The organism is Xylanibacillus composti (genome assembly GCF_018403685.1).
GTDB classification, from domain to species: Bacteria; Bacillota; Bacilli; order Paenibacillales; family K13; genus Xylanibacillus; species Xylanibacillus composti.
Map to the genome: position 1 here is coordinate 1 of NZ_BOVK01000068.1, position 25,814 is coordinate 25,814.

30 protein-coding genes, 1 tRNA gene and 1 other annotated feature are annotated in these 25,814 nt (G+C 51.4%); of the genes, 5 read left to right on the plus strand and 26 right to left on the minus strand.

The features are described from left to right. Positions 1-29: 29 nt before the first annotated feature. The 4 genes from mtrB to spoIVA all read right to left on the minus strand — a co-directional run bounded on the left by mtrB (position 30) and on the right by spoIVA (position 2,623). The gene (gene mtrB / locus XYCOK13_RS19080) at positions 30-254 is read right to left on the minus strand and encodes a trp RNA-binding attenuation protein MtrB (RefSeq protein ID WP_213413838.1); all 225 of its coding nucleotides are present in this window, start codon (positions 252-254) and stop codon (positions 30-32) included. 85 nt (positions 255-339) lie between these two features. After that, positions 340-413: transfer RNA gene (locus XYCOK13_RS19085), tRNA-Pro, on the minus strand. Positions 414-556: 143 nt separating this feature from the next. Further along, a complete protein-coding gene (gene hbs / locus XYCOK13_RS19090; RefSeq protein WP_213413839.1) occupies positions 557-829 on the minus strand; it encodes a non-specific DNA-binding protein Hbs in 273 nt (90 codons plus the stop codon). 315 nt (positions 830-1,144) lie between these two features. Next, on the minus strand, positions 1,145-2,623 hold the full coding sequence (gene spoIVA, locus XYCOK13_RS19095; RefSeq protein ID WP_213413840.1) for a stage IV sporulation protein A: 1,479 nt from the start codon (positions 2,621-2,623) through the stop codon (positions 1,145-1,147). Between the two features lie 454 nt (positions 2,624-3,077). On the opposite strand from spoIVA, the gene XYCOK13_RS19100 reads away from it, so the two are divergent. Next, positions 3,078-3,944 (plus strand): transposase, encoded by an 867-nt coding sequence (locus XYCOK13_RS19100; protein ID WP_213413841.1) that lies wholly within the window; start codon positions 3,078-3,080, stop codon positions 3,942-3,944. 820 nt (positions 3,945-4,764) lie between these two features. On the opposite strand, the gene XYCOK13_RS19105 is transcribed toward XYCOK13_RS19100, so the two are convergent. The 19 genes from XYCOK13_RS19105 to XYCOK13_RS19195 all read right to left on the minus strand — a co-directional run bounded on the left by XYCOK13_RS19105 (position 4,765) and on the right by XYCOK13_RS19195 (position 18,375). Further along, positions 4,765-5,556, minus strand: a complete 792-nt coding sequence (locus XYCOK13_RS19105; protein ID WP_213413842.1) for a YphF family lipoprotein — start codon at positions 5,554-5,556, stop codon at positions 4,765-4,767. After that, complete coding sequence (locus tag XYCOK13_RS19110; protein WP_213413843.1) at positions 5,553-5,897, minus strand: 2Fe-2S iron-sulfur cluster-binding protein; 345 nt, start codon at positions 5,895-5,897, stop codon at positions 5,553-5,555. The genes XYCOK13_RS19105 and XYCOK13_RS19110 overlap by 4 nt, the downstream gene beginning before the upstream one ends. 55 nt (positions 5,898-5,952) lie before the next feature. Further along, the gene (locus XYCOK13_RS19115; protein WP_213413844.1) at positions 5,953-6,246 is read right to left on the minus strand and encodes a 2Fe-2S iron-sulfur cluster-binding protein; all 294 of its coding nucleotides are present in this window, start codon (positions 6,244-6,246) and stop codon (positions 5,953-5,955) included. 15 nt (positions 6,247-6,261) lie between these two features. Next, positions 6,262-6,441 carry a DUF2768 family protein gene (locus XYCOK13_RS19120; RefSeq protein ID WP_213413845.1) on the minus strand — a complete coding sequence of 60 codons (180 nt, stop codon included), beginning with the start codon at positions 6,439-6,441 and terminating at the stop codon, positions 6,262-6,264. A gap of 139 nt (positions 6,442-6,580) precedes the next feature. After that, on the minus strand, positions 6,581-6,862 hold the full coding sequence (locus XYCOK13_RS19125; protein WP_213413846.1) for a stage VI sporulation protein F: 282 nt from the start codon (positions 6,860-6,862) through the stop codon (positions 6,581-6,583). A gap of 63 nt (positions 6,863-6,925) precedes the next feature. Further along, the gene (locus XYCOK13_RS19130) at positions 6,926-7,969 is read right to left on the minus strand and encodes an NAD(P)H-dependent glycerol-3-phosphate dehydrogenase (RefSeq protein WP_213413847.1); all 1,044 of its coding nucleotides are present in this window, start codon (positions 7,967-7,969) and stop codon (positions 6,926-6,928) included. 30 nt (positions 7,970-7,999) lie between these two features. Beyond that, on the minus strand, positions 8,000-8,599 hold the full coding sequence (plsY, locus tag XYCOK13_RS19135; protein ID WP_213413866.1) for a glycerol-3-phosphate 1-O-acyltransferase PlsY: 600 nt from the start codon (positions 8,597-8,599) through the stop codon (positions 8,000-8,002). A 43-nt stretch (positions 8,600-8,642) separates the two neighbouring features. After that, positions 8,643-9,962: a ribosome biogenesis GTPase Der gene (der, locus tag XYCOK13_RS19140; protein WP_213413848.1), complete on the minus strand. Its 1,320-nt coding sequence runs from the start codon at positions 9,960-9,962 to the stop codon at positions 8,643-8,645. Between the two features lie 131 nt (positions 9,963-10,093). After that, positions 10,094-10,708 carry a YphA family membrane protein gene (locus XYCOK13_RS19145; RefSeq protein ID WP_213413849.1) on the minus strand — a complete coding sequence of 205 codons (615 nt, stop codon included), beginning with the start codon at positions 10,706-10,708 and terminating at the stop codon, positions 10,094-10,096. 199 nt (positions 10,709-10,907) lie between these two features. Next, positions 10,908-12,137 carry a 30S ribosomal protein S1 gene (gene rpsA, locus XYCOK13_RS19150; protein WP_213413850.1) on the minus strand — a complete coding sequence of 410 codons (1,230 nt, stop codon included), beginning with the start codon at positions 12,135-12,137 and terminating at the stop codon, positions 10,908-10,910. Between the two features lie 153 nt (positions 12,138-12,290). Then, the gene (locus XYCOK13_RS19155) at positions 12,291-12,887 is read right to left on the minus strand and encodes a lysophospholipid acyltransferase family protein (protein WP_213413851.1); all 597 of its coding nucleotides are present in this window, start codon (positions 12,885-12,887) and stop codon (positions 12,291-12,293) included. Next, positions 12,880-13,596 (minus strand): (d)CMP kinase, encoded by a 717-nt coding sequence (gene cmk, locus XYCOK13_RS19160; RefSeq protein WP_213413852.1) that lies wholly within the window; start codon positions 13,594-13,596, stop codon positions 12,880-12,882. The genes XYCOK13_RS19155 and cmk overlap by 8 nt, the downstream gene beginning before the upstream one ends. 109 nt (positions 13,597-13,705) lie before the next feature. Continuing rightward, positions 13,706-13,918: a hypothetical protein gene (locus XYCOK13_RS19165; protein WP_213413853.1), complete on the minus strand. Its 213-nt coding sequence runs from the start codon at positions 13,916-13,918 to the stop codon at positions 13,706-13,708. 73 nt (positions 13,919-13,991) lie between these two features. After that, entirely contained in the window at positions 13,992-14,645 is a 654-nt protein-coding gene (locus XYCOK13_RS19170) for a flagellar brake protein (protein WP_213413854.1), read from the minus strand. 141 nt (positions 14,646-14,786) lie between these two features. After that, entirely contained in the window at positions 14,787-16,148 is a 1,362-nt protein-coding gene (gene ypeB, locus XYCOK13_RS19175) for a germination protein YpeB (RefSeq protein WP_213413855.1), read from the minus strand. A 77-nt stretch (positions 16,149-16,225) separates the two neighbouring features. Further along, positions 16,226-16,384: a hypothetical protein gene (locus XYCOK13_RS19180; RefSeq protein WP_213413856.1), complete on the minus strand. Its 159-nt coding sequence runs from the start codon at positions 16,382-16,384 to the stop codon at positions 16,226-16,228. A gap of 62 nt (positions 16,385-16,446) precedes the next feature. Beyond that, positions 16,447-17,142, minus strand: a complete 696-nt coding sequence (prsW, locus tag XYCOK13_RS19185) for a glutamic-type intramembrane protease PrsW (RefSeq protein ID WP_213413857.1) — start codon at positions 17,140-17,142, stop codon at positions 16,447-16,449. Positions 17,143-17,238: 96 nt separating this feature from the next. Continuing rightward, positions 17,239-17,835: a genetic competence negative regulator gene (locus tag XYCOK13_RS19190; protein ID WP_213413858.1), complete on the minus strand. Its 597-nt coding sequence runs from the start codon at positions 17,833-17,835 to the stop codon at positions 17,239-17,241. A 204-nt stretch (positions 17,836-18,039) separates the two neighbouring features. Beyond that, entirely contained in the window at positions 18,040-18,375 is a 336-nt protein-coding gene (locus XYCOK13_RS19195; protein WP_213413859.1) for a hypothetical protein, read from the minus strand. Between the two features lie 141 nt (positions 18,376-18,516). Between XYCOK13_RS19195 and XYCOK13_RS19200 the strand changes: the two genes are divergently transcribed. Beyond that, positions 18,517-19,419, plus strand: coding sequence for a polysaccharide deacetylase family protein (locus XYCOK13_RS19200; protein WP_213413860.1), 903 nt, complete (start codon positions 18,517-18,519; stop codon positions 19,417-19,419). A gap of 25 nt (positions 19,420-19,444) precedes the next feature. Here XYCOK13_RS19200 and XYCOK13_RS19205 read toward each other — a convergent pair whose 3' ends face one another. Together XYCOK13_RS19205 and XYCOK13_RS19210 are read right to left on the minus strand one after the other, a co-directional pair. Continuing rightward, positions 19,445-19,702: a hypothetical protein gene (locus XYCOK13_RS19205; RefSeq protein WP_244865274.1), complete on the minus strand. Its 258-nt coding sequence runs from the start codon at positions 19,700-19,702 to the stop codon at positions 19,445-19,447. After that, positions 19,699-20,295: a CPBP family intramembrane glutamic endopeptidase gene (locus XYCOK13_RS19210; RefSeq protein WP_213413861.1), complete on the minus strand. Its 597-nt coding sequence runs from the start codon at positions 20,293-20,295 to the stop codon at positions 19,699-19,701. The genes XYCOK13_RS19205 and XYCOK13_RS19210 overlap by 4 nt, the downstream gene beginning before the upstream one ends. A gap of 119 nt (positions 20,296-20,414) precedes the next feature. Here XYCOK13_RS19210 and XYCOK13_RS19215 point away from each other — a divergent pair, with 119 nt between their 5' ends. Both XYCOK13_RS19215 and serA read left to right on the plus strand, forming a co-directional pair. Then, positions 20,415-21,332, plus strand: a complete 918-nt coding sequence (locus tag XYCOK13_RS19215; protein WP_213413862.1) for a hypothetical protein — start codon at positions 20,415-20,417, stop codon at positions 21,330-21,332. A 404-nt stretch (positions 21,333-21,736) separates the two neighbouring features. Further along, positions 21,737-22,031, plus strand: a binding site (T-box leader). Between the two features lie 71 nt (positions 22,032-22,102). Further along, positions 22,103-23,689, plus strand: coding sequence for a phosphoglycerate dehydrogenase (serA, locus tag XYCOK13_RS19220; protein ID WP_213413863.1), 1,587 nt, complete (start codon positions 22,103-22,105; stop codon positions 23,687-23,689). Between the two features lie 316 nt (positions 23,690-24,005). Here serA and XYCOK13_RS19225 read toward each other — a convergent pair whose 3' ends face one another. Then, the gene (locus XYCOK13_RS19225) at positions 24,006-24,707 is read right to left on the minus strand and encodes a hypothetical protein (protein ID WP_213413864.1); all 702 of its coding nucleotides are present in this window, start codon (positions 24,705-24,707) and stop codon (positions 24,006-24,008) included. Between the two features lie 487 nt (positions 24,708-25,194). On the opposite strand from XYCOK13_RS19225, the gene XYCOK13_RS19230 reads away from it, so the two are divergent. Next, a complete protein-coding gene (locus XYCOK13_RS19230) occupies positions 25,195-25,722 on the plus strand; it encodes a hypothetical protein (RefSeq protein ID WP_213413865.1) in 528 nt (175 codons plus the stop codon). Positions 25,723-25,814: the final 92 nt, after the last annotated feature.

Consider the following 25,814-nt stretch of genomic DNA (forward strand, 5'->3'; position numbering starts at 1 on the left):
AAAAAGCAGGCTATGCCTGCTTTTACTCATTACGCCTCAGTATCGATCTCGCCGAACGGGGTATAGATCACGGCCTTGCCCCGCACCTTAATAGCGGATGTATGCTCGGTGAACTGCGCCAGCATGACCTCTCCCTTGTCCAGCTTTTCCGTATGATGAAACTTGGTGTCATGACCGCGAGTCAGCCCGATGACATGGACACCGTTGTCTTTCGCCTTTACAACAAAGAAATCTCCCTGCATATTTGAATCCATTTCAGAACCCTCCGTTCAGAGATCGCAACTTATGGCATAAAAAAGGACACCGCCTCAACATGCGTTCGAGCGGTGTCCCTCATGATCGGATGTACTGGATTTGAACCAGCGGCCTCTACCACCCCAAGGTAGCGCTCTACCAAGCTGAGCTAACACCCGTCATTCAACGTATCTGACCGCAGCGGCAGACGATATGATCGTACCATATGGGATACTTCGTCTATTATAGTAGGGCATGCGAGAAATGTAAAGAGCAAACAATAACCGCGAGCTTGCCGCCCGCGGTCATGTATGTACAGCATTTAGTTGATGCCTTCCTTCAAGGCCTTGCCTGGTTTGAAAGCCGGAATCTTGCTGGCGGAAATTTCGATCTCTTCCCCGGTTTGCGGATTCCGTCCTTTGCGAGCGGAACGTTCACGCACCTCAAAGTTGCCGAAGCCGACCAATTGCACCTTGTCACCCTGCTGCAATGCTTCGGAGATAGCATCAAACACCGCGTCTACCGCTTTAGTTGCGTCCTTCTTGGAAAGCTCAGCTGTTTCCGAAACCTTCGCGATCAATTCGGATTTATTCATGCCTTTCACCTCCCCCCGATTTCAATCAACCAAAACCCTTTATTCATCTGTGTTTACCGTTTACCGGAAAAATATACATGTCACAAAAAATTTCGGGCATGTTTATAGTAATACACGCGAAAGAGAATTTCAACATACAAAAAAGAAACTGTCCCCAATCATGCAGGGACAGCTCCTTGATCCTACGAATACGTACTTATTTCGAGCGAAAGTCTGGGCCGGCGGGCAGACTCGGACAGGCGGCGAGATAAGTCTATGCGACTATTTTGTTCATCCGATCGGCTAATTCTTCTTCGCCGCTTGTAACAGATGCTATTATAAGATAATGGCAATCAGACCGCCCGAACCCTCGTTGATGATCCGTCCGAGCGTCTCTTGCAGCTTATAGCGCGCATTGTCGGGCATCATGGCGATCTTGGCCTGGATCCCCTCTCTGACAATGGAATGCAGGGATCTGCCAAAAATATCGGATTCCCAAATCTTCGTCGGGTTTTCCTCGAAGTCCTGCATCAGATACCTTACGAGCTCCTCGCTTTGTTTCTCTGTGCCGATAATAGGCGCGAACTCACTTTCCACATCTACACGAATCATGTGTATTGAAGGTGCCGTCGCCTTCAAGCGAACCCCGAAGCGTGAGCCTTGGCGAATCAGCTCCGGCTCATCGAGCGACATATCTTCCAGAGGCGGTGCCGCGATGCCATACCCTGTAGTTTTCACCATATCGAGCGCCTCGGAGAACCGATCATATTCCCGCTTGGCAATGCTGAATTCCTGCATCATCTGCAGCAAATGATCTTTGCCGCGAATTTCTACCCCAACAATCTCCATCAAGATGCGATCATACAATTCATCGGGCGCATACAGATCAATTTCAGCCACCCCTTGCCCCATATTCATGCCTGCAAGGCCAGCCCTATCAATGAACTCGTATTCCTCAAAATGAGATACGACGCGGTCGACATCGCGCAATCGCCGGATATCCTTGACCGTCTCCCTGACAGACTGCTCGAAATGCGTCCGCAGCCAATGGCGGTCCTCCAGCACCATGACCCAGCTCGGAAGATTGACATTCACCTCATGAACCGGGAATTCGTAAAGCACTTCTCTCAACACCGACAGCATATCCCGTTCAGTCATTTCCGCGACGCTCATCGTCATAACTGGGATGTCGTATTTCTCCGCCAGCTCGTCACGCAGGGCCAAAGCTTCCGGACCATTCGGCTGTGTAGAATTGATAATCAGCATGAAGGGTTTGCCGACTTCTTTCAATTCAGCGATAACCCGTTCCTCGGATTCCACATAAGAGCTGCGCTCAATATCAGCAATTGTTCCGTCCGTAGTCACCACGACACCAAGTGTGGAATGCTCTTGAATAACCTTGCGTGTCCCGATTTCTGCAGCCTCATGAAAAGGAATCGGTTCTTCAAACCAGGGCGTATTGATCATGCGAGGGCCGTTCTCGTCCTCATAGCCCTTTGCTCCCTCCACCGCATACCCGACGCAGTCAACCATTCGGACATTGACTTCCAGTCCTTCGGCCACGCTGATTTTCACGGCATTATTCGGGACAAATTTCGGCTCCGTTGTCATAATCGTCTTGCCCGCAGCGCTTTGCGGCAGTTCGTCCTTGGCTCTCACACGATCCGACTCGCTGATAATATTCGGCAGCACTACTGTCTCCATAAACCGCTTGATAAAGGTTGACTTGCCAGTCCGTACCGCGCCCACCACGCCAAGGTAAATATCACCGCCGGTACGTTCTGCAATGTCTTTGAAAATATCCACTTTTTCCAATGAGAACCCTCCTAACTCGTACATTCATTTGGACTAGTAACAAATATATGTAGCGAAACGATGAATATGACAGCTTGGCGTGTTTTCTGCCGTGACGGGATGCGGCTGCCGGCCGGTGTACCTTTGCATCCTGATCATTCATAAACAAGATATGAGCGTTGGCGTTACAATATGCTGGCGAAATTTTTTTGGGGCCGATGCTATCTGTTTGTGCCCTAGTGGGGGGTGGGGACTTTTGTTTTCAGCCCTTTTCTTCGTTATCCCCTTCAATCAGCTTCAATCAGAATGGGGAATGAACTGCAGATTCTATGCCATTGCTGTATCCTCACCATTGCCACGCTTGACACGGAACATATGTTCCTATATAATAATTTCATAGGGAACGTACGTTTCTATCAGGGACACATTTTTGAGTTCAGATCATTTATTTTTGAACAAGTGGGGAGGAGTGTTCATGAGCAGGCCGAGCGACATTTATCGTGATGTGTCTTACCAGTTTTTTTATCGTCGGAAATGGCCGCATGGCTTTTGTTGTCCACGCTGCGGATATCGTCAAGCCTACACGGTTCACTCTCCCGTGCGCACCTTGCCTCTTTATCAATGTCAGTGTTGCCGTCACCAGACAACGTTGACTGCAGGTACCATTATGGAAGGCAGCCGAACCTCTCTGGCAAAGTGGCACACTGTGATCGAACTGCTCTCTGATAAGAAAAGTGTCAACGCTGTGCAACTTGCTTTACTAATTCAAGTTACCTACAAAACAGCCTGGAGTATCCTCCACAAAATTCGGCGCGCTATCAGCGAGCTAGACGAAGACAGGCGATTGGCCGGCTATGTGACCGGCGGTGTAGTATTTTACGGGCGTCCGCAGTTCGCCTACTATCGTACTGAGCGAGAGCATCCGCTGTGGGTAAGCTGCGCACAGGAGCGAGAAGTTAGACGCGACAACAATTTTGAGCGCGACAGCGGGCTATATGTCAAAATCAAACGCTTGACGGATCACGATCTAATCGGGCAAAAACTGGCACATTCTGGCGAAACACGTCTTTTCGAGGAGCATCTGGAAGGACAAGCCGTCGGAGTAACCTTGAACCGGGCCGAGTTCCGCCGCAATCCATTGCTTTTCCCGCTCTATAAGGAGGCGGAGAAATGGATCAACCAAACTTTCAGAGGAATCGGCGGCAAATACCAGCAGGCTTATTGGGATGAATTCTGCTTCAGGGTGAACTATATGCACCATGTGCATCCGGTCTCACATATCTTGGCCAGCGTTTGTATGGGGAATTTCGAACAAGCTTATAGAAGGAAACATGCCTCGTAAATTTTGACATTTGCTTTAACATGATGTGGAACAAGTCCCTGCCATAGCCCTCCTAATATTTTGATGCTGAGCGAAGGGGATTGCAAGCCAAGTCAGGACGTGCGGGGAAACACGAATCCGCCTTATGTAAAATAGTTGCCGCGGGGGACCCAACTCTCGGGTGCATTGCGTGAGTTGATAATGAGCGTTCGTTGGGTGGGTTCATTGCGTACGTTTATTGCGTATGTTCATTGCGTACGTTTATTGCGTATGTTCATTGCGTATGTTCATTGCGTATGTTCATTTCGTATGTTCATTTCGTATGTTCATTTCGTATGTTCATTTCGTATGTTCATTTCGTATGTTCATTTCGTATGTTCATTTCGTATGTTCATTTCGTATGTTTATTTCGTATGTTTATTGCGTTCCTTCATTGCGTGGGTGTAATTAATTCGTTCATTTAGTGGGGTTTTGTTTGGCTGCATGGAAGGGAGCAGCTATTATTGTACGGGTGCGAAGTCAAAGTGCGCTGTTCACCGTTCCCATTTTCCGTTCAACATCCACCGTTCAACATCCACCGTTCCCAATTCTGAGCGAAGGGGATAACGAACAAAAGGGGGAAAGAACACCCCCTTCAAGCACAGCACTGATGCACAACGCTCAAAACACACCAATCATGACACAGCCAATCGAGACACAAGCAATCGAGACGCAGGCAACGGAGACGCGGGCAATCCAGATACAGCTAATCAAGACGCAGGCAAGGGTGGAGCCAGTTGGCAAATAAAAAAAGGAAGGCGATAATCCTATATCGGATCAGGTACGCTCTTCCTGGTTTCTCTTATTCATTGGAGATGATCGGCTGACCATCTGCCCATATATAAGCTCTGGATTTAACGGGTACGTACAGATGCTCCTCGACCAGCAGGCTGCGCAGGTCTTCCATTTCCGCTAACCGGGTTTCGAAGGCCGCGCTCAGCTGCCCGTCTGAAGCGTCCGCCCCGTCCGCCGAGTCATCAGCCTGCTTACGAATCAATTCCATTATGTCCGGTGCGTAATCTACAGCCAGCTCTCCGTCTGTGTTGATCAGTATAGGCAATAATGCCCCGGTGAACATGCTTGTTACTTGCAAGCGATCTACGCGAAGCGCATCGTAATCAATGGAGTACCAGCCAGGCGACACCTCCAGTTGGAGCGGAACCTCCCCGTTATTGGCCTGCTTGTACCTGCGCACTTCCGCTTCGAGATCAGTCACTTGTTGGAAGACGTGCACATCCATCAGGCGGACGAGCAGTTCTTCTCCCTCTTCGACAATCAGGTACAGATGCCTGCCGCCGCTTTCAAAGGCGCTGTTGGGAATCCTGCTCAAAAATGGTCCATTGGTCAGCTTGCCGAAATCAATCTTGAATTTTTCATACTTCGGTACGCTCATATCACTGTTCTGTATTGGCAGCACGCCCGTTTCCTGCATATATTCATTAACTGCGGCTTGCACGAGCACCACATCTTCCTTTGCGGCGATGCGCTGGTCAGCTGTGCTCGTATCTCCCGGATACATGCAGCCGCTCAGTAATGCTAGAATCATCATAATGGCGATTGGTGTTCTTGCCATCCGAAATGCTGGCGCGTTCATTCGTCTTCCCCCTCTCTTTCTTGCTGTTCAGCCAACAATTTGCGCACAGCCAGCTTCAACGGGCTTTCCGGCAGCTCGATGGTAACGTCCGCATTCATTACCTTCGCTTGACAAGCTAACCGTGTGCCGGTTCGGTGCAGGTCGCCCATTTTCCGCAGCTCCTTCTCATCCGGGCTGGTAACGCCCCCCGACTTTACATGCACTTTGCACATCAGGCATGAGGCATTACCGCCGCAACGCGTCGCGATGTTCACACGCGCTTTGCGAGCAGCTTCCAGCACACTTGTTCCCGCCCTTACAGACACAACTTTGTCCGCAGGCGTAAAACGGACGTTCGGCAAGCTGTCTTCCCCCTTTCTTTTGCACACGGCTTTCGGCCGAAATAGTCGGATTCCATTACCAATAGGTTCGGTGCACGGCACGCACGGTGCCTTCCGTCCGAATGACAGCCTGGCAGCCTAGGCGGTACCCATCTTCCAGCTCTTCTTCATCCAATCTTGCCCATTCAGCCTCTGTCGGTTCGGCGAGCAGCTCCCTGCCTTCTTCTATGTAGCAGCGGCATCGTGCACACGTGCCTCTCGTACAGGAAAATCCCCAATCCACATCGTGCTTCAATGCCAAGTCCAATATCGTCTGGCCTGTTTCGGTCTGCACAGTCAATTCTTTGGTCCTGCCCTTCAACGTTAGCATGTCCGCTATCTCCTCCTATAAAATCGAAATAATGCCCAGCAGCATTGCAACGAACAAGGTCACAAACGCAATCAGCGAAAGCACGACCCGGATGATTCCGCGCGTCTTGCTGCGCGCAAACGTGATGATAAAAGCCGAAAGAGCCATAAGCCCAATTGCGACAAAGGATGCCCACATTTTTTGCATCGGATCCATACCTGCGACTCCCTTCTCTCCAGCTTGCATCGCAGGCTACCTATTCCCTGCGTGACTGAAATAAATCAAGCTATATTATAGCAAAAAGGCAACAAAAAAGCATAAACCGCGCAAGCATGCGGCCTATGCCTCTCATTTCTTACCTTTTGCTCATGATCGTCTTGATCATTTGCTCCATATTGTTCGGATTGAAACCGCTTTGTTTGACCGCTTTAACGATTTCCCTGACGGTTGATTCGGGAACCTTGACGTTCACCGTGCTTCCTACCTGCTTAATCAGCTGCCGCAGCTGAGCCTCGCTTTTCACTGTAGAAGCATTGACACCGCTTGCCAGCTTGCTGATTTGCCTGGGAGAAACCTTTTTGCCCGTCTTGGAATTGACGACGTTCAGCACGTCCTTGGACAAATCTTTGCGACTCATTGTTACCCTCCTCCTTGGGATCATCTGTTGCATCCTATGAGGAGGTGAAATAAAGTGTGCGGGCTATTCCTTCCAATTCGCTGCCGCTTCCGCGGCAACCTCTTCCATTTCGTTCGTTCGTCCACGGCCCATTAGCGCCTCTACTGCTTCACGTGGCGGCTTATTTTCAAACAGCACCTGATACAGCTGCTCCGCAATGGGCATTTCCACACCATGCTTGCGCGAAAGCAAATAAGCTGCTCGTGTTGTCTTGACTCCTTCTACTACCATGCCCATGGTCGACAAGACCTCATCCAGCGTTTGACCTTGCCCAAGCATATAGCCTGCCCGCCAATTCCGGCTGTGCCTGCTTGTGCATGTCACGACTAGATCGCCCACTCCTGCCAACCCTGCGAATGTCAGCGGGTTAGCCCCAAGCGAAACGCCAAGCCGCGCTATTTCCGCCAATCCCCGCGTCAACAAAGCAGCTTTGGCATTGTCGCCAAAATCCAAACCATCGGAAAGGCCGGCTCCCAGCGCAATAATGTTTTTCAGGGCGCCGCCCACCTCGACTCCTATTACATCCGGATTCGTGTATACGCGAAAATACGGATTTATCAACCAATCCTGCGCTTCTTCTGCTTCTTTTGCCGTACGGGAAGCGACGACAATCGTTGTCGGACATTTGCGGCTGACTTCCTCCGCATGACTTGGTCCAGAGAGCACCACTACCCGATCCTTCCATGCCGGCAGTTCTTCTTCAATCACGGCCGACATCCGTTGCAGCGTATCGGGCTCAAAGCCTTTGGTCGCATGTACCAATACGGCTTTGTCCGAAGCAAACTCCTTGATCGAACGCGCCACATCACGCATCGCGGAAGAAGGCGCAGCCAGCAGAATAAATGCCGCGTCCTCCACCGCTTCCGCAAGAGATGTAGTCGCGTGGATCGCTTCATGGATCGTAAAGTCAGGAAGAAATCGCTGATTTTGCCGCTTCGTATTGATTTCTTCCTCCTGATCCGGATTCCTCGTCCACAAGTTCACCTTGCATCCGTTGTCCGCCAATACAGAAGCTAACGCCGTTCCCCAGCTTCCGGCCACTAACACAGCCGCTCGACGGTTGTTCATCCCAGCATCCTCCTCATGAAGCCCATGTTTCTACATCCCTCGCTTGGCGCCCAGCTTGTTCTCTTCTCCCCGCAGCAGCTTGGTCACGTTGGAGCGATGCCGCAGCAATGCGAAAGCAAATATCATTAGAGCTGACCATATATATGTCGTCGGATAGTCCAGGAGCCAAAGCGCAAGAGGCGTCAGGCACGTAAACAGCAATGATCCGAGTGAAACGTATCGGGTAAGCACGATGCTCAGTATCGCAATTATGCCTGCCAACAATGCCGGGACAAAGTGCAAGGTTGCCATGACGCCGATCGTGGTCGCAATTCCCTTGCCACCGCGAAATCCGAAAAATACAGGCCAGTTGTGGCCAATAATCGCGGCCAAGCCGCAAGCCACTTCGATGACCGGCGTATCGCCCAGCCACCGTCCAAGCCAAACGGCTGCTATTCCTTTGCCTACATCGAGTGCCAAAACGGTGATTGCCGCTCCCTTGCCAAGCACGCGCAGCGTATTTGTGGCTCCGGCATTTCCGCTCCCATGCTTGCGTATATCGATGCCTTTCCACCATTTGGCCACCACAAAGCTAAACGTAATGGAACCGAGCAAATAACTGGCTGCAATTGCAACAATAGCCAACACTATGTATCCTCTCCCCTATGTCACACCATCAATAACCCGGCTCGGCTTACTCGTCGTCCGATTTGCGCCTCATAAAGATGCGAATTGGCGTCCCTTCAAAACCGAATGCCGCGCGAATTTTATTCTCCAAATACCGCTCATACGAAAAGTGCATCAAGCTTGGTTCATTCACGAACAACACGAATGTAGGCGGCTTGACAGAAACCTGTGTTGCATAATTAATCTTGAGACGACGCCCCTTGTCAGAAGGCGGCGCATTCATGGCAATCGCATCGGAAATGACATCATTCAGCACATGGGTCTGAATGCGCAGCGCATGCTGCTCGGCCACATCGTTAACGAGCGGATAAATTCTGTGCAGCCGTTGATGCGTCAATGCAGACACGAACAAAACCGGCGCATAGCTCATGAACAGAAATTGCTCGCGTATTTTTCGCGTAAATTCCTGCAGCGTCTTGTCGTCTTTTTCCACGGCGTCCCACTTGTTCACAATAAAAATCGCGGCCTTGCCAGCTTCATGCGCATACCCCGCGATATGCTTGTCTTGTTCAATGATGCCTTCCTCGGCGTTAATGACGACGAGCACGACGTCTGACCTTTCAATGGCCTTCATCGCCCGCATGACACTGTATTTCTCCGTGGACTCGTATACTTTTCCTCGCTTGCGCATGCCGGCAGTATCGATCAGCACATATTTCTGCCCGTCTTTTTCAAACGGGGTATCGATCGCATCGCGTGTCGTGCCGGCCTGATTGCTGACAATTACACGTTCCTCACCCAATATCGCGTTAACGAGCGAGCTCTTGCCCACATTCGGCCGACCGATCAACGATACGCGAATTACGTCGTCCTCATACTCGTCTTCGGTATCCGGCGGCAGCTCTTCGAATACGCGCTGCAGCAGCTCGCCGATGCCAAAGCCATGCGCCCCGGAAATCGATACCGGCTCGCCGAAGCCTAAATTGTAGAACTCATAAACATCTTCCTCGCGCTGCATATTGTCCACCTTATTGATGGCCAGGACAATCGGTTTATTGGAACGGAACAGGATGCCTGCCACTTCTTGGTCGGCCGGCGTCAAGCCGCTTTTCGCGTCGGCCATAAACACGATCACATCCGCTTCTTCAATCGCAAGTTCCGCCTGGACTTTAATGGAACGTACAATTTCATCATCGCTAATCTCGATGCCGCCAGTATCAATCAGATGGAAGGAGCGTCCGTTCCATTCACCTGTCCCATATATACGGTCTCTGGTAATGCCCGGTTTATCTTCAACAATTGCGACACGGTCCCCAATAATCCGATTAAAAATAGTCGATTTTCCCACGTTGGGCCGGCCTACAATCGCTACGGTCGGTTTCGCCATCTTGTATTCACTCCTCAAACACTCATGTGTACCATAATAGCAAAAAACAGCAAGAATGGCTAATACTCTGTCACACTTTTTTCTCCGGCAAGTCCATATTCGCCTGCGCATATTTCGCGATCACGATTCGCCTATTCCTTCCGTTCAGCCAGTCTTCCGAAGCGCGACTGATACTTTACATATAACCGCTCGGCCACTACAGAAAGCAATCGGGCCAAGCCGAAAGCAAGCCACCAAAGATCGAACAAGCCCGGAGCGCCAAGCTGCGGCTTGCTGGACATTCCCCATAAGTGGCTCAGCAAGGCATCTCCTATCCAAAGCCCAAGGGTCAGCACGATCCATTGTTCCAGCGCTCTCCTGCAAAACATCATGGCCGCGACTGCCGAAAGAACCGCCAAATCCGCGGTGTGGCCAAATAGAACAAGGACAGGACTGGTTCGGTAAAGCTGCACAAAAAATACATAGACGGCGGCAATTAAAAAGGATACAGATAGCAGATGCAGCCGGTTCGCTCCGTCGCCTGTCAGCATCCACGCCCCGATGGCTGCCAGCAGGGCGAGCACATAGCTGCCATTCACCGATACGCCGTTCCACATCCAGCTATGGGAATGGAGCAATAACCAGCCAATGATGAACAGCACCATGATGGAGACCGGCACGCGATCCATCATTTCTCGCTTCCATCCCGTGGCTAGCAGGACGATAAACATCGCTGCAATGAGCACTGACAATATCCCCGGATTCAAATGTATTCCCCCCTCGCTTTCATATTCGCCACGCCTGCTCCATCCTGGCAATCTGATCTACCCGAGTCCCTGTCCCCTATTTTTTGATGATCTTCGCGCTTTTAACCCTGCACCAGCAAAAAACCGCCTAACCGGCAGGATTCCCTGCGGTTAGGCGGCTTCGATTAACCTAAGGCAAGCACATTCGCTCGAATGCGGCTTATTTGAATTTGCTCAGTTTGTCGCCAAAACGCTCGCCAAGCGTCAGGTTGAGCGATTGATTCTCTGGCAAATTGAAGGATTCCTGCTTCGGCTTGCGGCTTTCGCGCGGCTGCTGTGCAGGCGCCTCCTCTGTTTCCTTGATGCTCAACGATACGCGCTTCTCATCTGTATTGATGTCCAGGATCTTGGCTTTCACTTCCTGTCCTTCCTTCAAAACTTCGTGAGGCGTTGCGATATGGCGGTGTGCAATTTGGGAAATGTGTACAAGGCCCTCTACGCCTGGCGCGATCTCAACGAATGCGCCAAAGCTGACGAGACGCTTCACTACACCGTCCACAATATCACCGATATTGAACTGCTCATTGACTTTCTCCCAAGGACCAGGCTGTACTGCCTTCATGCTCAGGCTAATGCGCTCGTTGGCAGGATCAACCTTCAGCACCTTCACCTTCACTTGGTCGCCCTCTTTCACTACTTCGGAAGGCTCTGCAACATGTGTCCAAGCCAGCTCGGAGATGTGAACCAGGCCGTCAATGCCGCCGATATCGACGAACACTCCGAATGGAGTCAGGCGCTGAACAGTGCCCTCCAATACTTGATCCGCTTGGAGCTCGTTCAGAATGCGCTGCTTGTTCGCTTCGAACTCTTCATCCAGCACATCTTTCTGGGACAGGATGACTTTGTTGTTCTCGCGGTCCAACTCTTTCACTTTCAAGCGAAGCGTACGGCCTTTGTAATCGCTGAAATCTTCAACGAAATGACGCTCAACCATCGATGCCGGAATAAATCCGCGCACGCCCAGATCGACCACGAGACCGCCCTTCACAACGTCCGCTACTTGCGCTTCGAACACTTCCCCTTTCTCAAAGCGCTCCTGCAGCTGATCCCACGCTTGCACGCTGTCTACCGCACGCTTGGAAAGAAGCAGTCTTTCCTTTTCATCGTCGATGCTCAGAATTTGGCATTCTACCTCGTCGCCCACTTGAACGGCATCGGAAGCCTGCTCCAGATGAATGGAAGACAATTCGCGAATCGGAATGATGCCGTCATATTTATATCCGATATCTACCAGAGCCTGGTTGTCTTCTACTTTTACGACCTTGCCTTTTACGGTATCTCCGCGCTTCAAAGCGGCAACATCGGCCATTGCTTCTTCCTGGGAGACGGTTGCTTCGTTTGTCGCTTCTGCTGAAGCTTCTGTTTCTTGTACTTTGGTTTCTTCCGTCATTTCCATAACCTCCTCGACCTTTCGTCCGTAATGACCCGAAACGAAAGATACCCTTCGCTATAATTTTTATATGGTAAACCCATGCACAAAGGTACATGCACAGAGTTTAATACATACGTCCCAATTTAGTTTTTCTGTTCCAAGGGAAAAATATTATGATTGCTTACCATGTGCATCCAGCAAAGCCTGAATGGCCTGCATGATTTTCTCTGTGGCCAAGTCAGGCGAGGGATTTCCCTCCTCGTCCTTGCAGTCGGACAAATCGAGCGGCTCTCCATAATAGATGGCAAGCTTGGAGAACACCTTATAGCGGCCGACAATGGCTACCGGCACAACTTGTGCATGTGCCCGAAGCGCCAATACCGCGGCCCCTCTCTTGGCGGCCCCATCTTGACTGCGTCTTGTGCCTTCAGGGAAGATGCCCAGCACCTTGCCCTGCTTAAGCAAGGTCAACGCAGTCTTGATCGACTCCTTGCTTACCCCGCCGCGCTTAACCGGAAAAGCGCCCACAGCGCGAATCAGATAGCCGAGCACCGGAACTTTAAACAGCTCCTCCTTGGCCATAAAGTGAACGCGTCTGGTCAAGGGCAGCCCCACCAGCGGCGGATCCAGATTGCTGATGTGGTTGGAGCAAAGGATGATCGGTCCTTGCTCCGGTATATGGTCTCTTCCATGCACGCTCAGTCGGAACAATCCGTAATAGATCATCCTGCATAAAATTTTTCCAAGACCATATGTAACATTACTCATCCTGTTCGACTCCCCGGGCAATCGCTTCCGAGCAAATAGCAAGTATTTTCTCGGTTACTTCTTCTATGCTCATATCCGTGCTGTCAATTCGAATCGCATCCTCCGCCTGAACCAGTGGAGAATGCTCCCGATTGCGGTCCATCTCATCGCGTCGGGCGATGTCCTCCCGCAGCTCCTCCATCGTAGTCGATCCTTCCGGCAGTTCTTCAAAACGGCGTTGTGCGCGCTTCTCGACGCTGGCCGTCAAGTAAATCTTCACCTCGGCATCCGGAAGCACCTTCGTGCCGATATCACGACCGTCCATCACCACGCCTTTCTTCCGAGCCATCTCCTGCTGCTTGCGGACCAGAATGTCGCGAATACCCGGATTGCTGGCATAAGCAGAAACCTTGGAGGTAACGGATGCCGAACGAATCGCGTCGGTCACATCTTCTCCGTCAGCCAGTACTTGCTGGCGCTGTTGGCCTGGCCTCAGCTCGATGCTCAAGCGTTCAGCTGTTCGGACTGCCTCGGCGGCATGATCGGGACCAACCCCATCTTCCAGTGCTTTGTAGGCTACGACACGATACATCGCGCCCGTGTCGATATAAATATAGCCCAGACGCTCGGCAACCAGCTTGGCAACAGTGCTCTTGCCAGCTCCTGCCGGACCGTCAATGGCCACGTTAATGCGGTCGTCCGTCTGTTTCAATGCGATACTGCCTCCCATTGCTGTACCCAACGAATGAACGTGCCATGATGTTAAAAACGCAGGCACGGCCTGCGAACGATTCAAATTATACCACAATTTGATGACGTGTGCAAAACTCCGCGGGCCATTAACGCGAAGTTTCGTCGCGCAGAACGGGTTCGCCCTCCAGCTTGTCTGTCTCGCTCCATGCCTCCCTGACGAACGGGATGCGGAGCAATATCTGCGCGGCGATCATAAGCGCCGCAGCGATGAACAGCCCTTTGACCAGAAGCTTTTCCCCGCGATCCATCCAGTACAGAAGCAGCCGAATATACCGGTGCCTATCCGATCCTTCCCGCATGTTGCCACCATCCCGGACACTTTTCCAGCTAGTATAGCCAGGCTGGCGGCAGGCTAACCCTGAGAGAGCATCTTTACTTCTTGCGATTTTCCAGCTGCCGCTCGAAGCAAAAACGGATAATGCGCTGACGTTCGACGTCAGCAATATCCGTAAAGGATACCATGCCGAGCTTGCGGCCGCTTTCCAGCTGATTCAGCCGCACAATTTCGCCTTTGAAAAAAGCATGCTCAATCGCGCCGTTCCTGAACGGAAGCAGCAGCCAGCCGTCAAAGCGCATATGCGGTTCAATCGGCAAGTGACCGTCACAAAGAAACGCCGTGCCTCCCCCGCTCAAATCCTTTGTAATCGCGAGAAAATGCAAATCATCGGAAATGCGCAGCGACATTTCCAACTCAGCCGTCACACGCAAATGATTGCGGCGCTGCACCTGTGAGATTGAGCCCGGATCAGGCATGGTAATAGACACTAGACGAATGTTGTCTTCCTTGAAACCGACAACTTCGGAGTGGAAGTAATTTTTCGTTCCGCTGTCAGACAGAAAATATATCGACAGGCTGTCTCCTTTATACAACCGCAAGTACTTGCCCTGCCCCACATGTATGGGCACTTCCATATAAATGCAGTTCTCGTCCAGGTCGGCTATCCTTGATTTGTACTGCTGTTTCTCCTCTTCCTTGTCGACGGATGCGACTTGGATAAACAGTTCTTGATTCACTTTTGGCAGCAAGGCTCACACCTCTGATTCTATGTATCGGGGTTACATGTAACGTTCGTTCTTATTATATCATGAAATCCATGCCAAGTGAGGAAAAATGACTAATAGCCGGGAAGCTGCTTCGCTTCCCGGCCTGTGAGTCTGGCTAAGGTCTTAACTGACGTTCTCATTTACATCGACATCCGCTTCTCTCAGGCGCTCCAGCTTCTCTTCCATGCCATTCTCCGCATTGATGTAAATCCGGTATTGCCCGCCGTTGATTCTGCCGATAAATTCGTAGCAGAGCACTTCTTGCTTAATTTCATTTTCGATCAGCGCCACGTTCGTCGATTGCAGGTCAAAGTTTCCATTCAGCGACTTTCGGGCCTCTTCCGCGCTCAGCTTCGGCTTGCCCGGCTTGCGTTCCTTCTGGTTGTATATATAATCCGCCGCATGCAAGCCGACGATCTCCCCGTTATCGAGGGCTACCCGTACAGTAAGCTTCTCCGGATAGATCAAGACGCCATCGGTTACTCTGGCCATTGTCAAGCTGGCCGAATGGTTGTACGGATCATAGGCGACAGCTTGCATATCGCCAAATCCATGCTTTCTCAGGAAAGCCTGCGCCCGTTCCCTCGCCTGCTCGACCGTCAGCTGTTCGCTCTCGACCGGCCGAGTATTCATAAACCATATCAGATGCCCGCCTTTTTTCGAATAATCCGCGCTTAGGTGACTGTCCTCTCCGCCGCCTGCGACAACAGAGTAGGAAGCATATTCTGTCCCTTTGCCATTTTCGGTGACAGTCAGTTCTGCATCCGGATCGAGACCGAAAAATTGCCGTGCTTTCTGCTTGACTTCCTCTTCCGTAACGGTTTTCCCGCTAAGCGCCTTGAAGCCGCGCTTCTCAAAAATGGCTGACGTGGAAGGCCCCCAGTTGATATCCTCATAGGCATTGACTTGCTTATCCACGGTCTTGAAGCCGTCTACTATCGTATTGTCCAATACTTCTTCCTCGCTGGCGAGCGCCATCTCCACGTCCATCCACCGAAGATTCTCTTGAAGAACTTTGGCCTGCATGGACCGTATTTCATTGGCGGTCTTTTTCGAATAATCGTACAGCGCGTGCAAGGTCTTCATCTCGTCGTCCGTTAACGGCTCCTTATCCAAATCGCGGATGGAGGTGCGGTAAGCAAAGTCCGCCATTTTCGACAGGAAATCCTCCGTTCGGTTGAAAGGCATCAATGCCAACGGAAGCTGGTTCACATCGCTTTGGGCCATATTGGTCATACGCCATACACTGATCAAGCTTTTGCGCTGGAACTGATGCGAATCGGCGCCGAGAGCGAGCGCTTTCCCCAGTTCATTATGTACTTGATCCAGATTGTAAGACAAATTATGAAAGGCCCGCTGGTATTGGTTTTCCGCTTTGATCAGCACGGAATTTTTCTCTTGATGCTCCTGATATCCCCATACCCCCGCGCCAATTAATGCAATAACCAGAATGGGAAACAGCACACCGCTCATTCTCTTGTACATAAGAAAACTTGCTCCTTTCGAATACTGGGTTTTTGCCTAGTTTCCGTTACAGGAGCAAGCTTTATGCATGGTCATATTTATTGTGGATCCACATCGATATCGAAATCCGTCTCATTGTCACAAATACACTGGCGAAAGCCTGTATTCCATTTGCCATTCTCGCGCTTGCCTCTCAGCAAAAAACGCTCTCCGCAGCGGCGGCAGCGGATGACTACCCTCGCTCTTGTTCCCGTCACGGTTGCTCAACTCCCTGTATCCAAAAATTTTCTGATAGCAGTATAACCGTTTTCGCGGCGATTTAGCCCTCGTATTTGCGTTTTTCTTCCAGGATCAGCGGACGGAGCGGCGATCGGTTGCTGGCCCGGTTCATTTTGCGCAAGCTCCGAATCCACAGCACCGCCATGAAAGGAATAATGAACCAGATCCACGCCTGATCAGCCGCCAAAATAATATAATCATAGGCGCCATGCCATAATAAAGGAAGCAGCAGCGATAAGCCCAGCATGCGCTTGGGCTTGCGACCAAACTTCGCCAGTCCCAAATAATAGCCCATCACAACCCCGAACAGGGCATGTCCGGAAACGGGCAGCAAGGCCCGCATAAGCATTTCGCTGAAGGTGGCTGTTGCCATCGATACATAGAGAATGTTCTCCAGCGTAGCGAAGCCCAGCGAGGCCGCTACCGCATAGACGATGCCGTCGTACGGCTCGTCAAATTCCTTCGCCCGGAAAATCATGTGGTAGACGATCAGCCATTTCACGAATTCTTCCAGCGCAGCGGATATCCCGAAGGCGAACAGCAGCTCGTTCGTTCCCAGTCCGAGCACCAGCCCCCGCTGCACGACCATGATCGGGAACACGACGAGCATGCCGACGATAAACATCCGTGCAACCAGACGTATCGGCTCGGGGCTGTACCTGTCCTTCAGATAAATATACGTCAATAATGAAATCCCCGGCGCGACCGCGCCCATCAAAATTGACAAGAGGGTCACACCGGTTACCTCCTATCTTCAAGTTCCAACGAGAAAACCCGCAAAAGAAGATTGATCTCTTGCGGGGATCTAATGGTTACCCGTATATCCTGGAGCCTAAAAGTACCGACACAGCACCTTTACGGCATCTTCTTCGATAATGATCTTGCCGTATTCCTCTAGTACCGCCTTCGTGACCGAGCTGGCTTCTCCGTATTCGGACAGAAGCGCGATGAGTGCCTGATAGCGGGCATCCTCCATCTCCATCGGATCAATCTGCAAAATCCAGCGATTCTTGTACTGGAACAGCGTGCCGCCTTCCAAGAGCAAACGGTTAATCATCTTGGCGGCTTGAATTACATGTTCAAACTCATCGAACTGATAAGAAATGATATCGCTTTGTTCAAGCGTCACTTCCATCTCGTAAATATCATCATCAAGCTCATCCTCGTCGTCGCCTAACGAGCTATGAGATCTTCCTTTTGTCACAATGACAACCATTCCTTGAGCCGGTAAGGAGAACACTTCCACAGCCAGCGGTCCCGATGCGTCAAAGCCTAGCTCCGTGTAGGCCTGATCCATCATCTCACTGAATAACTCATGAACTTTGGGAATTTCCCGCCACATGTCGTCCTTGTGGATCCCCCGCTCCGTCAGATCGTCAAAAGTAAGGAAAATCCTGATCTTATCCTGGCTCAATCGCTCAATTTTCATAGCGGGATCCTCCTTGCACAACCGTTCTTTTAATAAAATATGTGTGTCTGTTCTCTGGCGTGATAGGATAGCTTGGGTCCTATTCAATAGAATATCATTTCTTTCGGCGGTTTGCACGTAAAATTGTATGTAATTTCATCAAAAAAATATCCAACAGCCAAAGGGGCCGGCTCCCGATATGGAACCAGCCCCTCTGGCCTGCAGTTAATGGGTTTGTTCGGATGGTTTGTTGATATGATTATCCTTCATGATCTCGTTGACGGCTTTCTTCACTTCGGCATCCTGTTCCACAAACTTCTGCACTTGCGCCAGGCCGTCTGCGCTTCCGGAGCGGTGCTGGTTCTTGCCTTGCGTCGTTGGACCCGTCATTGCCTGCATACCTTCCTTCGCCATATTCATCATGGCGCCGGCTGTATTCTCGATCCCTCTGCCGCTTTGATTCATACCGCCGATAAGCATTGGCATGCGGCCGCCCTTCAATACATACACGGCTGCCGCAGCCCCTACAAGACCGCCAAATAGAAATGTACCCATGCGCATTCGGTCATCCCTCCAATTCAGACTGGGCTCACACCCCTAGCATGGGCGCTTTGCCAGCAAGTCATTCTTTATAATTTCAGGAAACCAAGGTACAATGTAAACATGTTGCACGCATTTTTGAACATAAGGGAGAGAGAGGAAATGAATCGCATAGGGAGGGCTTGCGCCTTACTGCTTCTGGCAAGCGCATTAACAGCTTGCGCAGCGTCGCCAACGAATGCCCCGGATCAATCGGCCTCGGGGGGAAGCGTCTCCTCACCGGGAGAAGCCATCCCGAACGACGCGGATGGAGAATCTGCCGGCAGTGACATATCGAGTGAGGATGAGCCGGGACAGCAGGAACAGAACGCTGCCGAACGGCCGGCCGCAGAAGATGCCGTCTTGCCGGATGAGGCGCCGGCCGCCGACTACTACATGAACAGCGTGTACCGGATCGTGCCGAAGGAGGATGGCGTGGAGAACAAGGTCGTCCTGCTCACCTTCGACGATGGCCCGAAGGAGCAAGCGATGATTACGTCTATGATCGACACGCTGGCCAAGCATGACGCCAAAGCGATCTTCTTCGTCAACGGCTTCCGCGTGGAAAAGCAGCCTGAGCTCCTCGTCCAGCTGCATGAGGCCGGACATGCCATCGGCAACCATTCCTGGGATCACATTGAGCTCGGCAAAGCTACAGATGAGGAGATTAACCGGCAGCTCGAGGATGTGCAGTCTATCGTCCAGGAAACGATCGGCAGCGCGCCGAAGTTTTTCCGTCCTCCCTTCGCCTCCTCGAATGACTACGTAAGGCAGAAGGCCAAGGAGGAAGGCATGCTGTTCATGACCTGGTCCAACGGCTCGCTGGATTGGGACCGCAACCATCAGACGCCGGAAGCCGTCGTCAACAATGTGCTGGAGCAGCTTCATCCAGGCGCCAACATCTTGATGCACGAGCTCGAATGGACCGCCGAAGCGCTGGACACTCTGCTCACGCGGCTGACTGAAGAAGGCTACACCTTCCTGGACCCGCGCGCCATCGATATCGATTATGTGCCCGGGACTTAGTCCCTCGTGAGCTGCCAGCTGCCCGTTAAGTCGGAAACATTTGAAAGCCCCAATACAGCAAACCGGCGGTTAAGCCGATGAACAAGAGAAGGAGCACGCGGTAGAACAGCGTGTTCCATTTCTTTTTTTCCGAAGGGTGCGCCACGCCTCTCGGAGGCAGCGTCCGGTCTTCCTCGCCTTCGCCCGGACGAGTCTCTTCATCGTCCGGCTTCGCCGCGCGCTTGCGGGAACGGGGCGGCAGCGGCTCGCTTCCGTCCCAATCGCGAATCGGCTTTCGCCTCATGCTTCTTCCCTCCTGTATCGAATGATACACCCCATAATGAAATCAATGAGAAAATGGGCAAAGATCACTGTCCATAGCGTGCCCGTTTGATCATAAATCCAGCCAAGTCCATAGCTGATGCTGAATACCATACCGGTCATCAACCAGTGCTGCAAATACCGCACATGAATGGCAGCGAACAAAATGCTCGTCCAATACGGGCCTATTGCATGCTGAATCGCTCCCCTGAACAACAATTCCTCGCATATGGCCACCACAGCCGACAACACCGCAATATGCCACAAGGGACGATTGCGGAAGATGCGGTCGTTCACCCCTCCGTCGTCCATGACGTCATCCGGGACAAATCGGGTCACGGCCAAATCGGCAATAAGCACAAGGGCGGCAAAGGCTGCCCCCCAAATGAGAGGCGACCAGCTGTGTATCGGCGCAAATAACGAAAATGGGTTTCTGCTCTGAAAAATAATCAGGATCATGCCGATAATGAAAGTAGCGGCTTGGGTAACATACAGGTTGATCAGCAGCAGGCGGTCGTCTATGTCGTGAATGCTGACCTTGCGAATCTTTATGTTTTTCCAGTTGAATTTTTTCATAGTCCCTGCCCGTTCCGTTAGAATATATTTCTTTTTTCGACAAATTCCCTTATACTTGTTATGAATAATTTGCAAGCTATCTTCTTACCCAGACCATTGTCAATCATAGGAGAGAAACGATGAACAAAAAACTTGGCCGAGTCGATTACTTTTTGACTTTAGGTTTTATCTTTGTGCTGATTTGTATCATTGCCGCTTTTTTCTTCGGTTACCAAATGGGCATGGACCGCACGGAAGCCAAGTATGCCTCCAATGCGGAAGGGCCTGCGGACGAGCCGCTCTATACGGCCTATGATCAGCAGTACCTGGTTTCCTTCTATCATACTGTGCTGTCGCCGTACAAGGAATTTCAGAACAAGTGGTTTGAGCACACCCGCTCCTTGACAACCGGCACTTCCACGGCCGACCCGAAGGCTGTAGCCCGCGAGCTGGCCAAGCTGGCCGAAAACCAGCACGCCAAGCTGACGCAGGTATCGATGCCGAATTCGTCGCCGCTTCTGCAGAATGCCCAGACAAGCTATCTGCGCAGCCTGAAGCTGTTTGCCGAAGGGCTGAAGGAGCTGGATCTGAAGTCCGGCAACGCGAACGAGCTGCTTGAGCTGATGAATCAGGATGCCTACCTCGTGGAAGCCAAAGCTCATGCCCTGCAAGGCCAACGGGATTACTTCGCCTCTATGGTTAAGTGGAACGAAGGATTCGATCTAAGTGTGCATGCAGACGAATTGTTTGCCCATGCCGACCCGTCGATTGAGCAATGGCAAGCGATGAATCTGATTGCTAAGAACTACACGGCAGCCAAGCAGCTGTATGAGAGCCGCTTATTTGAACCGTTCTATCCGCAGGACGCTGCCGCGCGCATCGACCGACTGCTCGAGACAGGCCAGGCAAGCAAGCTGGAGGTAACCAACATTCGCGATTTTCTGCAGCTGCTGGCCGACACGGAAGCGATCCGCGAAGATGATTTCATGACGAACAAGGATTCCCTCTATGCCAATGAGGTGATGCCTCAGCTTCCGTTTTTCTCAGCAATCAAATAACGCATGGCGATACATAGAAGGGGCGAATAGGTTCGCTCCTTCTTTTTTTCCTAATCGCCCTTTCCCCTCATTTACACGGAAAATAAGCATCTGAAAGGTTGCTATTTTTCGTCGTGCTTCCATTCTTCCTCTAACTAGTCTATCGCAGAATTCGCTACTGTTCGACTGACCGACGGTCCACAACTTTCACTCGATCCTGTTAAGCTCATTGCCTGCAAAAAAAGCATATCAAACCTACTATGAAATTGGCAATTGAGCATTGCAAAGAACCCCTGCATCCTTTACAATGAAAAAGCAATCTCGCATAATTGTGAATCCTGTCACGTACGGGGCGAAGGCTATTGACGGTTATCCCCCACCGTGATACAGTTAAAAAAATCAAGCATTCGACAACACGATAACTGCAAAATGCTGTGAAGGAACCAAGCAAGCTGTGCCCCCTGCAGAGAGCCGGTGTTCGCTGCGAACCGGTGGAGGAACCCTTGCGGAGCATTCCTGAGCAGCTGCGCTGAACTTGGATGGACAAGCAGTAGGCGCAGCCGGTACAATCCGTTACCTTGACCCGGTCCAGGAACCGACCAGATGAATCAGCTGACTTAGGTCATGTCGGATTTTGCGTTCTTGTGACTGACTGAGGCTGTCCGCGCAAGCGGGCTGCGAACAAGGGTGGCACCACGGATGTAAGCTCTCGTCCCTTATACATACGCAAGCCGTATGGGGATTGGGGGTTTTTTCATGAGTAAAAACATACAGACAAGGGAGGAAACCACATGTTTAAAGTACTGATTTCGGATCCAATCAGCGACATGGGTATTCAGAAGCTCTATGACGCGGAAGATGTCACGGTTGAAAAAAAGACAGGTCTTAGTGAAGATGAGCTCGCAGCCATTATTGGAGAGTATGACGCGCTGCTTGTGCGCAGCCAGACGAAGGTCACGCCCCGCATTATGGAAGCCGGCAAGAAGCTGAAGGCAATCGGGCGGGCGGGCGTCGGTGTGGACAACATCGACCTGAACGCTGCGACGGAGCGCGGCATCGTTGTCATCAACGCACCGGACGGCAACACAATCTCCACCTGCGAGCACACCTTCGCCATGATGATGGCGCTTGCCCGCAACATTCCGCAAGCATACAAGAAGACAGTAGGCGGTGAATGGGACCGCAAATCGTTCGTCGGCGTGGAGCTGCGCAACAAAGTGCTCGGCGTGATCGGCATGGGCCGCATCGGCAGCGAAGTGGCCAAGCGCGCCAAAGCTTTCGGCATGGAGGTGGTCGGCTACGACCCGTTCCTGACCGAAGACCGCGCCGAGAAGCTGGGCGTCAAGCTGGGCACGGTTAATGAGGTTTCCGCCCAGGCAGACTTCATCACTGTTCACACGCCGCTGACGAACGAAACGCGCGGCATCTTGTCCAAGCCGCAATTTGAATTAATGAAGCAGGGCGTTCGCATCATCAACTGCGCGCGCGGCGGCATTATCGACGAAGGCGCCCTTGTCGAGGCCATCGATCAAGGCATTGTGGCAGGCGCAGCCTTCGACGTCTTCGTCAGCGAGCCGCCTACAGCGGATCATCCGTTCCTGAACAATCCGAAGATCATCGTCACGCCGCACCTGGGAGCCTCCACTATCGAAGCACAGGAGAACGTCGCCATCGATGTGTCGGAAGAGCTGCTGCATATTTTGCGTGATGAGCCGTTCAAGAACGCTGTTAATATGCCGCCGGTTCCGGCGAATGTGCTGAGCAAGCTGCAGCCTTACTTCGAGCTTGGCGACAAGATGGGCCAATTCCTGGCGCAGATGGTCGACGGCGCAATCGGCGAAATCATCATCAACGTCTCCGGCGACCTTGCTGACGTCGATACTCAGCCGCTGGCCCGCTATATCATTAAGGGTGTGCTGTCGCCGTATATGGGTTCGGAAGTGAACATCGTCAACTCGATGCACCTTGCGAAGTCCCGCGACGTGAAGATCGAACGCCAGAAGTCTTCCACGACCAAAGGCTTCACGAACTTGATCAGCTTGACCTTGAAGACCGACAAGGAAGAGAAGACTATCGCCGGCACTTTGCTGAACGGCTATGGCGCGCGCATCGTGCAGGTTGACCAATATCCAGTCGATATCGCGCCGGCTGGCAACATCCTGCTGATCTCTCACACGGACAAGCCCGGCATCGTCGGTCGCCTTGGCACACTGCTCGGCACGAACGACGTGAACATCGCTACCATGCAAGTAGGCCGCAAAGTGATCGGCGGCTCCGCGATCATGGTGCTGACCATCGACAAGCCTGCGGAGAAGGCGGTTATCGATGAAATCGCTGCGCTCGACGGACTGACATCCGTCAAGAAGATCCAACTGTAAACGCTCCGAACAATAAGGAAAGCTGTCTCCCGGGTGGAGGCAGCTTTTTTTGATATGATGCCGGGCTTGAATGTGACGGTCACTTATGACCTTAAAACAGCGATTTTGCCTGATTTCCCAATGTAACGGTCACTGGTGTCCATTAAAGTCAAGAAAACTTCGTTTCCGACCGACTCACCTGTTCTAATGGACAGCACTGTCCCTTAGCTGACGAAAATCACGAAAAAGGGACGCTAATGGACGTGCGAGTCCGTTACAAAACAATGTTAGTCCTGCCACAACCGCACGCGAGACCATGCTCCTTCCTCCGGCGTGCTCACCACCGCTTCTTATACAGCGCATACTTTAATCGTGCCTCAATTTTTTCCTTCTGATAGGCGTAGATCAGCATGATGATTACCAGGAACAAATGCAAGTACATAAGTATCCACGCACCCTCGCGGGGATTGCTCAGAAAGATGAACCGGTAAATCCCCTCAGTAACCGGCACACTGATCAAGGCTAACGTCACTAGCATCCTTCTTAACCGCCTATCCCCTTGCTTTCGGTGCCGCAAAAACAGAAAGCCCCATTTTTTGCGATGCAACAAAAGGGAGAGCCCAATTGTAAACATCGCAGCGGCGCTTTGAATGATGAAATTTTGCGTACTATCGGGTTGGATATCCTGAATCCAAATGACATGAAGCGAATCCAATAACAGGATAACCAAGGATTGTACCGTCCCATAGAACAGAAATCCCGCTAATGTCATGAACAAGGCAGACAGCCAGGGCTTCCCGCTAATCGCCCATATACAGAGCAGCAGCACCAAGGCTTGAATCAATATAATGTAGTCCACCAGCTCATAGACGTGCCAAAGCAAATAATTCAAATAACCGAACGTCAACGCCACTGCAATGAACGGGATGACCCTTGTCTGCAGCCGCATCCGGAACACGCTGAAACTGAAGCACAAAATAGCAAACACTTCCAATGAAGAAAACAACCAGTAACTCACGATAAAACCGAAACTCAACATGACTGACTCCCTTGCTGTCTGTTCTAAGTTGTCTGTGCACTGTTCTATCTACTGATGCAAAGCAAAATACATACTCCCTTGATTATACGCAATCTGCTCAGGGAAGAAAAACAGAAATTTCATACCTGTTAAACCAAACTTTTACGATTGGGATGTCGTCTACTTTGCGAGAAGCGATAATCATTCCAGTCTCAATCGATCACAAGGAGAAAGCCCATGACCAAACTTGTTCAAGCGATTCTCATCGCGTCCCTTTTGCTAGGGGCTACTGCAGCCTGTTCGTCAGATGAATCGGATTCTCAGCCGATCGAGGGATTCGTGGAACAGCCCAACCATGCGGAGCAAGATACTAACAAGGACGAAACAGCTGATGAATTGGAAAGAAATACGTTTCATACAGACGTGGGGAAGGTAACGTTCGTTCCACTCACTGAAAATCGCGGAAGCGGCCATTCGCGTATCTGGTCACGAGCTGCAAGATCGCGGCATGTACGGGCCTATTACTGTGCAATGGGGGGAACTGACCCATACCTACGACTGGGAAAATGTAGTCAATCCGACTTATGCGCCTGAGCTGGTTTTGGCCGATCTCGGCAGAGACGGGCAAGAGGAGCTTGTAATCTTGCTGACGACTGGTTACGGAACCGGCGTATATGCAAGTGAAGCTCACGTGCTTCAGGCCGACTTCACGGAAATCTTGCTGCCGGACCCACTAAGAGACGCGGAGCAAGCGGTATCGTATACAGTTGCCGATCAGGAGGGAATGCGCAACTTTACCATAACGATCAATGGTGAGAATCATTCCTTCACCTATCAGGAAAGCGATACGGGCATGTGGTTTGACCATGTTGTACTAAGCAATCACATCCGTCATCGGGTGGAAAATGGTCAGGTAATTTCCTCTATGGCAGCCGAACTCGGTCACGGCGTTGCCCCGGGGCGTGTGGAGGCGGCCTATGAGCTGAAGGATGGGCAGTTTGTGCTGGCGGGTGTTTGGTTTGTGGAGGGGGTGTAGGAAAAAGAGCAGCTTCTACAAACAAAAAGACACCATCATTTCAATGTAAAAGCTGGTGTCTTTATATCTCAATGGGGTCTGTCAAAGATTTT

Bases quoted from the DNA above. Each gene is read 5' to 3' on its own strand.
- mtrB (WP_213413838.1), bottom strand. From the start codon at position 254: ATGGATTCAAATATGCAGGGAGATTTCTTTGTTGTAAAGGCGAAAGAC.
- hbs (WP_213413839.1), bottom strand. From the start codon at position 829: ATGAATAAATCCGAATTGATCGCGAAGGTTTCGGAAACAGCTGAGCTT.
- XYCOK13_RS19100 (WP_213413841.1), top strand. From the start codon at position 3,078: ATGAGCAGGCCGAGCGACATTTATCGTGATGTGTCTTACCAGTTTTTT.
- XYCOK13_RS19105 (WP_213413842.1), bottom strand. From the start codon at position 5,556: ATGAACGCGCCAGCATTTCGGATGGCAAGAACACCAATCGCCATTATG.
- XYCOK13_RS19115 (WP_213413844.1), bottom strand. From the start codon at position 6,246: ATGCTAACGTTGAAGGGCAGGACCAAAGAATTGACTGTGCAGACCGAA.
- XYCOK13_RS19120 (WP_213413845.1), bottom strand. From the start codon at position 6,441: ATGGATCCGATGCAAAAAATGTGGGCATCCTTTGTCGCAATTGGGCTT.
- XYCOK13_RS19125 (WP_213413846.1), bottom strand. From the start codon at position 6,862: ATGAGTCGCAAAGATTTGTCCAAGGACGTGCTGAACGTCGTCAATTCC.
- XYCOK13_RS19130 (WP_213413847.1), bottom strand. From the start codon at position 7,969: ATGAACAACCGTCGAGCGGCTGTGTTAGTGGCCGGAAGCTGGGGAACG.
- der (WP_213413848.1), bottom strand. From the start codon at position 9,962: ATGGCGAAACCGACCGTAGCGATTGTAGGCCGGCCCAACGTGGGAAAA.
- rpsA (WP_213413850.1), bottom strand. From the start codon at position 12,137: ATGACGGAAGAAACCAAAGTACAAGAAACAGAAGCTTCAGCAGAAGCG.
- XYCOK13_RS19155 (WP_213413851.1), bottom strand. From the start codon at position 12,887: ATGAGTAATGTTACATATGGTCTTGGAAAAATTTTATGCAGGATGATC.
- cmk (WP_213413852.1), bottom strand. From the start codon at position 13,596: ATGGGAGGCAGTATCGCATTGAAACAGACGGACGACCGCATTAACGTG.
- XYCOK13_RS19165 (WP_213413853.1), bottom strand. From the start codon at position 13,918: ATGCGGGAAGGATCGGATAGGCACCGGTATATTCGGCTGCTTCTGTAC.
- ypeB (WP_213413855.1), bottom strand. From the start codon at position 16,148: ATGTACAAGAGAATGAGCGGTGTGCTGTTTCCCATTCTGGTTATTGCA.
- XYCOK13_RS19190 (WP_213413858.1), bottom strand. From the start codon at position 17,835: ATGAAAATTGAGCGATTGAGCCAGGATAAGATCAGGATTTTCCTTACT.
- XYCOK13_RS19195 (WP_213413859.1), bottom strand. From the start codon at position 18,375: ATGCGCATGGGTACATTTCTATTTGGCGGTCTTGTAGGGGCTGCGGCA.
- XYCOK13_RS19200 (WP_213413860.1), top strand. From the start codon at position 18,517: ATGAATCGCATAGGGAGGGCTTGCGCCTTACTGCTTCTGGCAAGCGCA.
- XYCOK13_RS19205 (WP_244865274.1), bottom strand. From the start codon at position 19,702: ATGAGGCGAAAGCCGATTCGCGATTGGGACGGAAGCGAGCCGCTGCCG.
- XYCOK13_RS19210 (WP_213413861.1), bottom strand. From the start codon at position 20,295: ATGAAAAAATTCAACTGGAAAAACATAAAGATTCGCAAGGTCAGCATT.
- XYCOK13_RS19215 (WP_213413862.1), top strand. From the start codon at position 20,415: ATGAACAAAAAACTTGGCCGAGTCGATTACTTTTTGACTTTAGGTTTT.
- serA (WP_213413863.1), top strand. From the start codon at position 22,103: ATGTTTAAAGTACTGATTTCGGATCCAATCAGCGACATGGGTATTCAG.
- XYCOK13_RS19225 (WP_213413864.1), bottom strand. From the start codon at position 24,707: ATGTTGAGTTTCGGTTTTATCGTGAGTTACTGGTTGTTTTCTTCATTG.
- XYCOK13_RS19230 (WP_213413865.1), top strand. From the start codon at position 25,195: ATGTACGGGCCTATTACTGTGCAATGGGGGGAACTGACCCATACCTAC.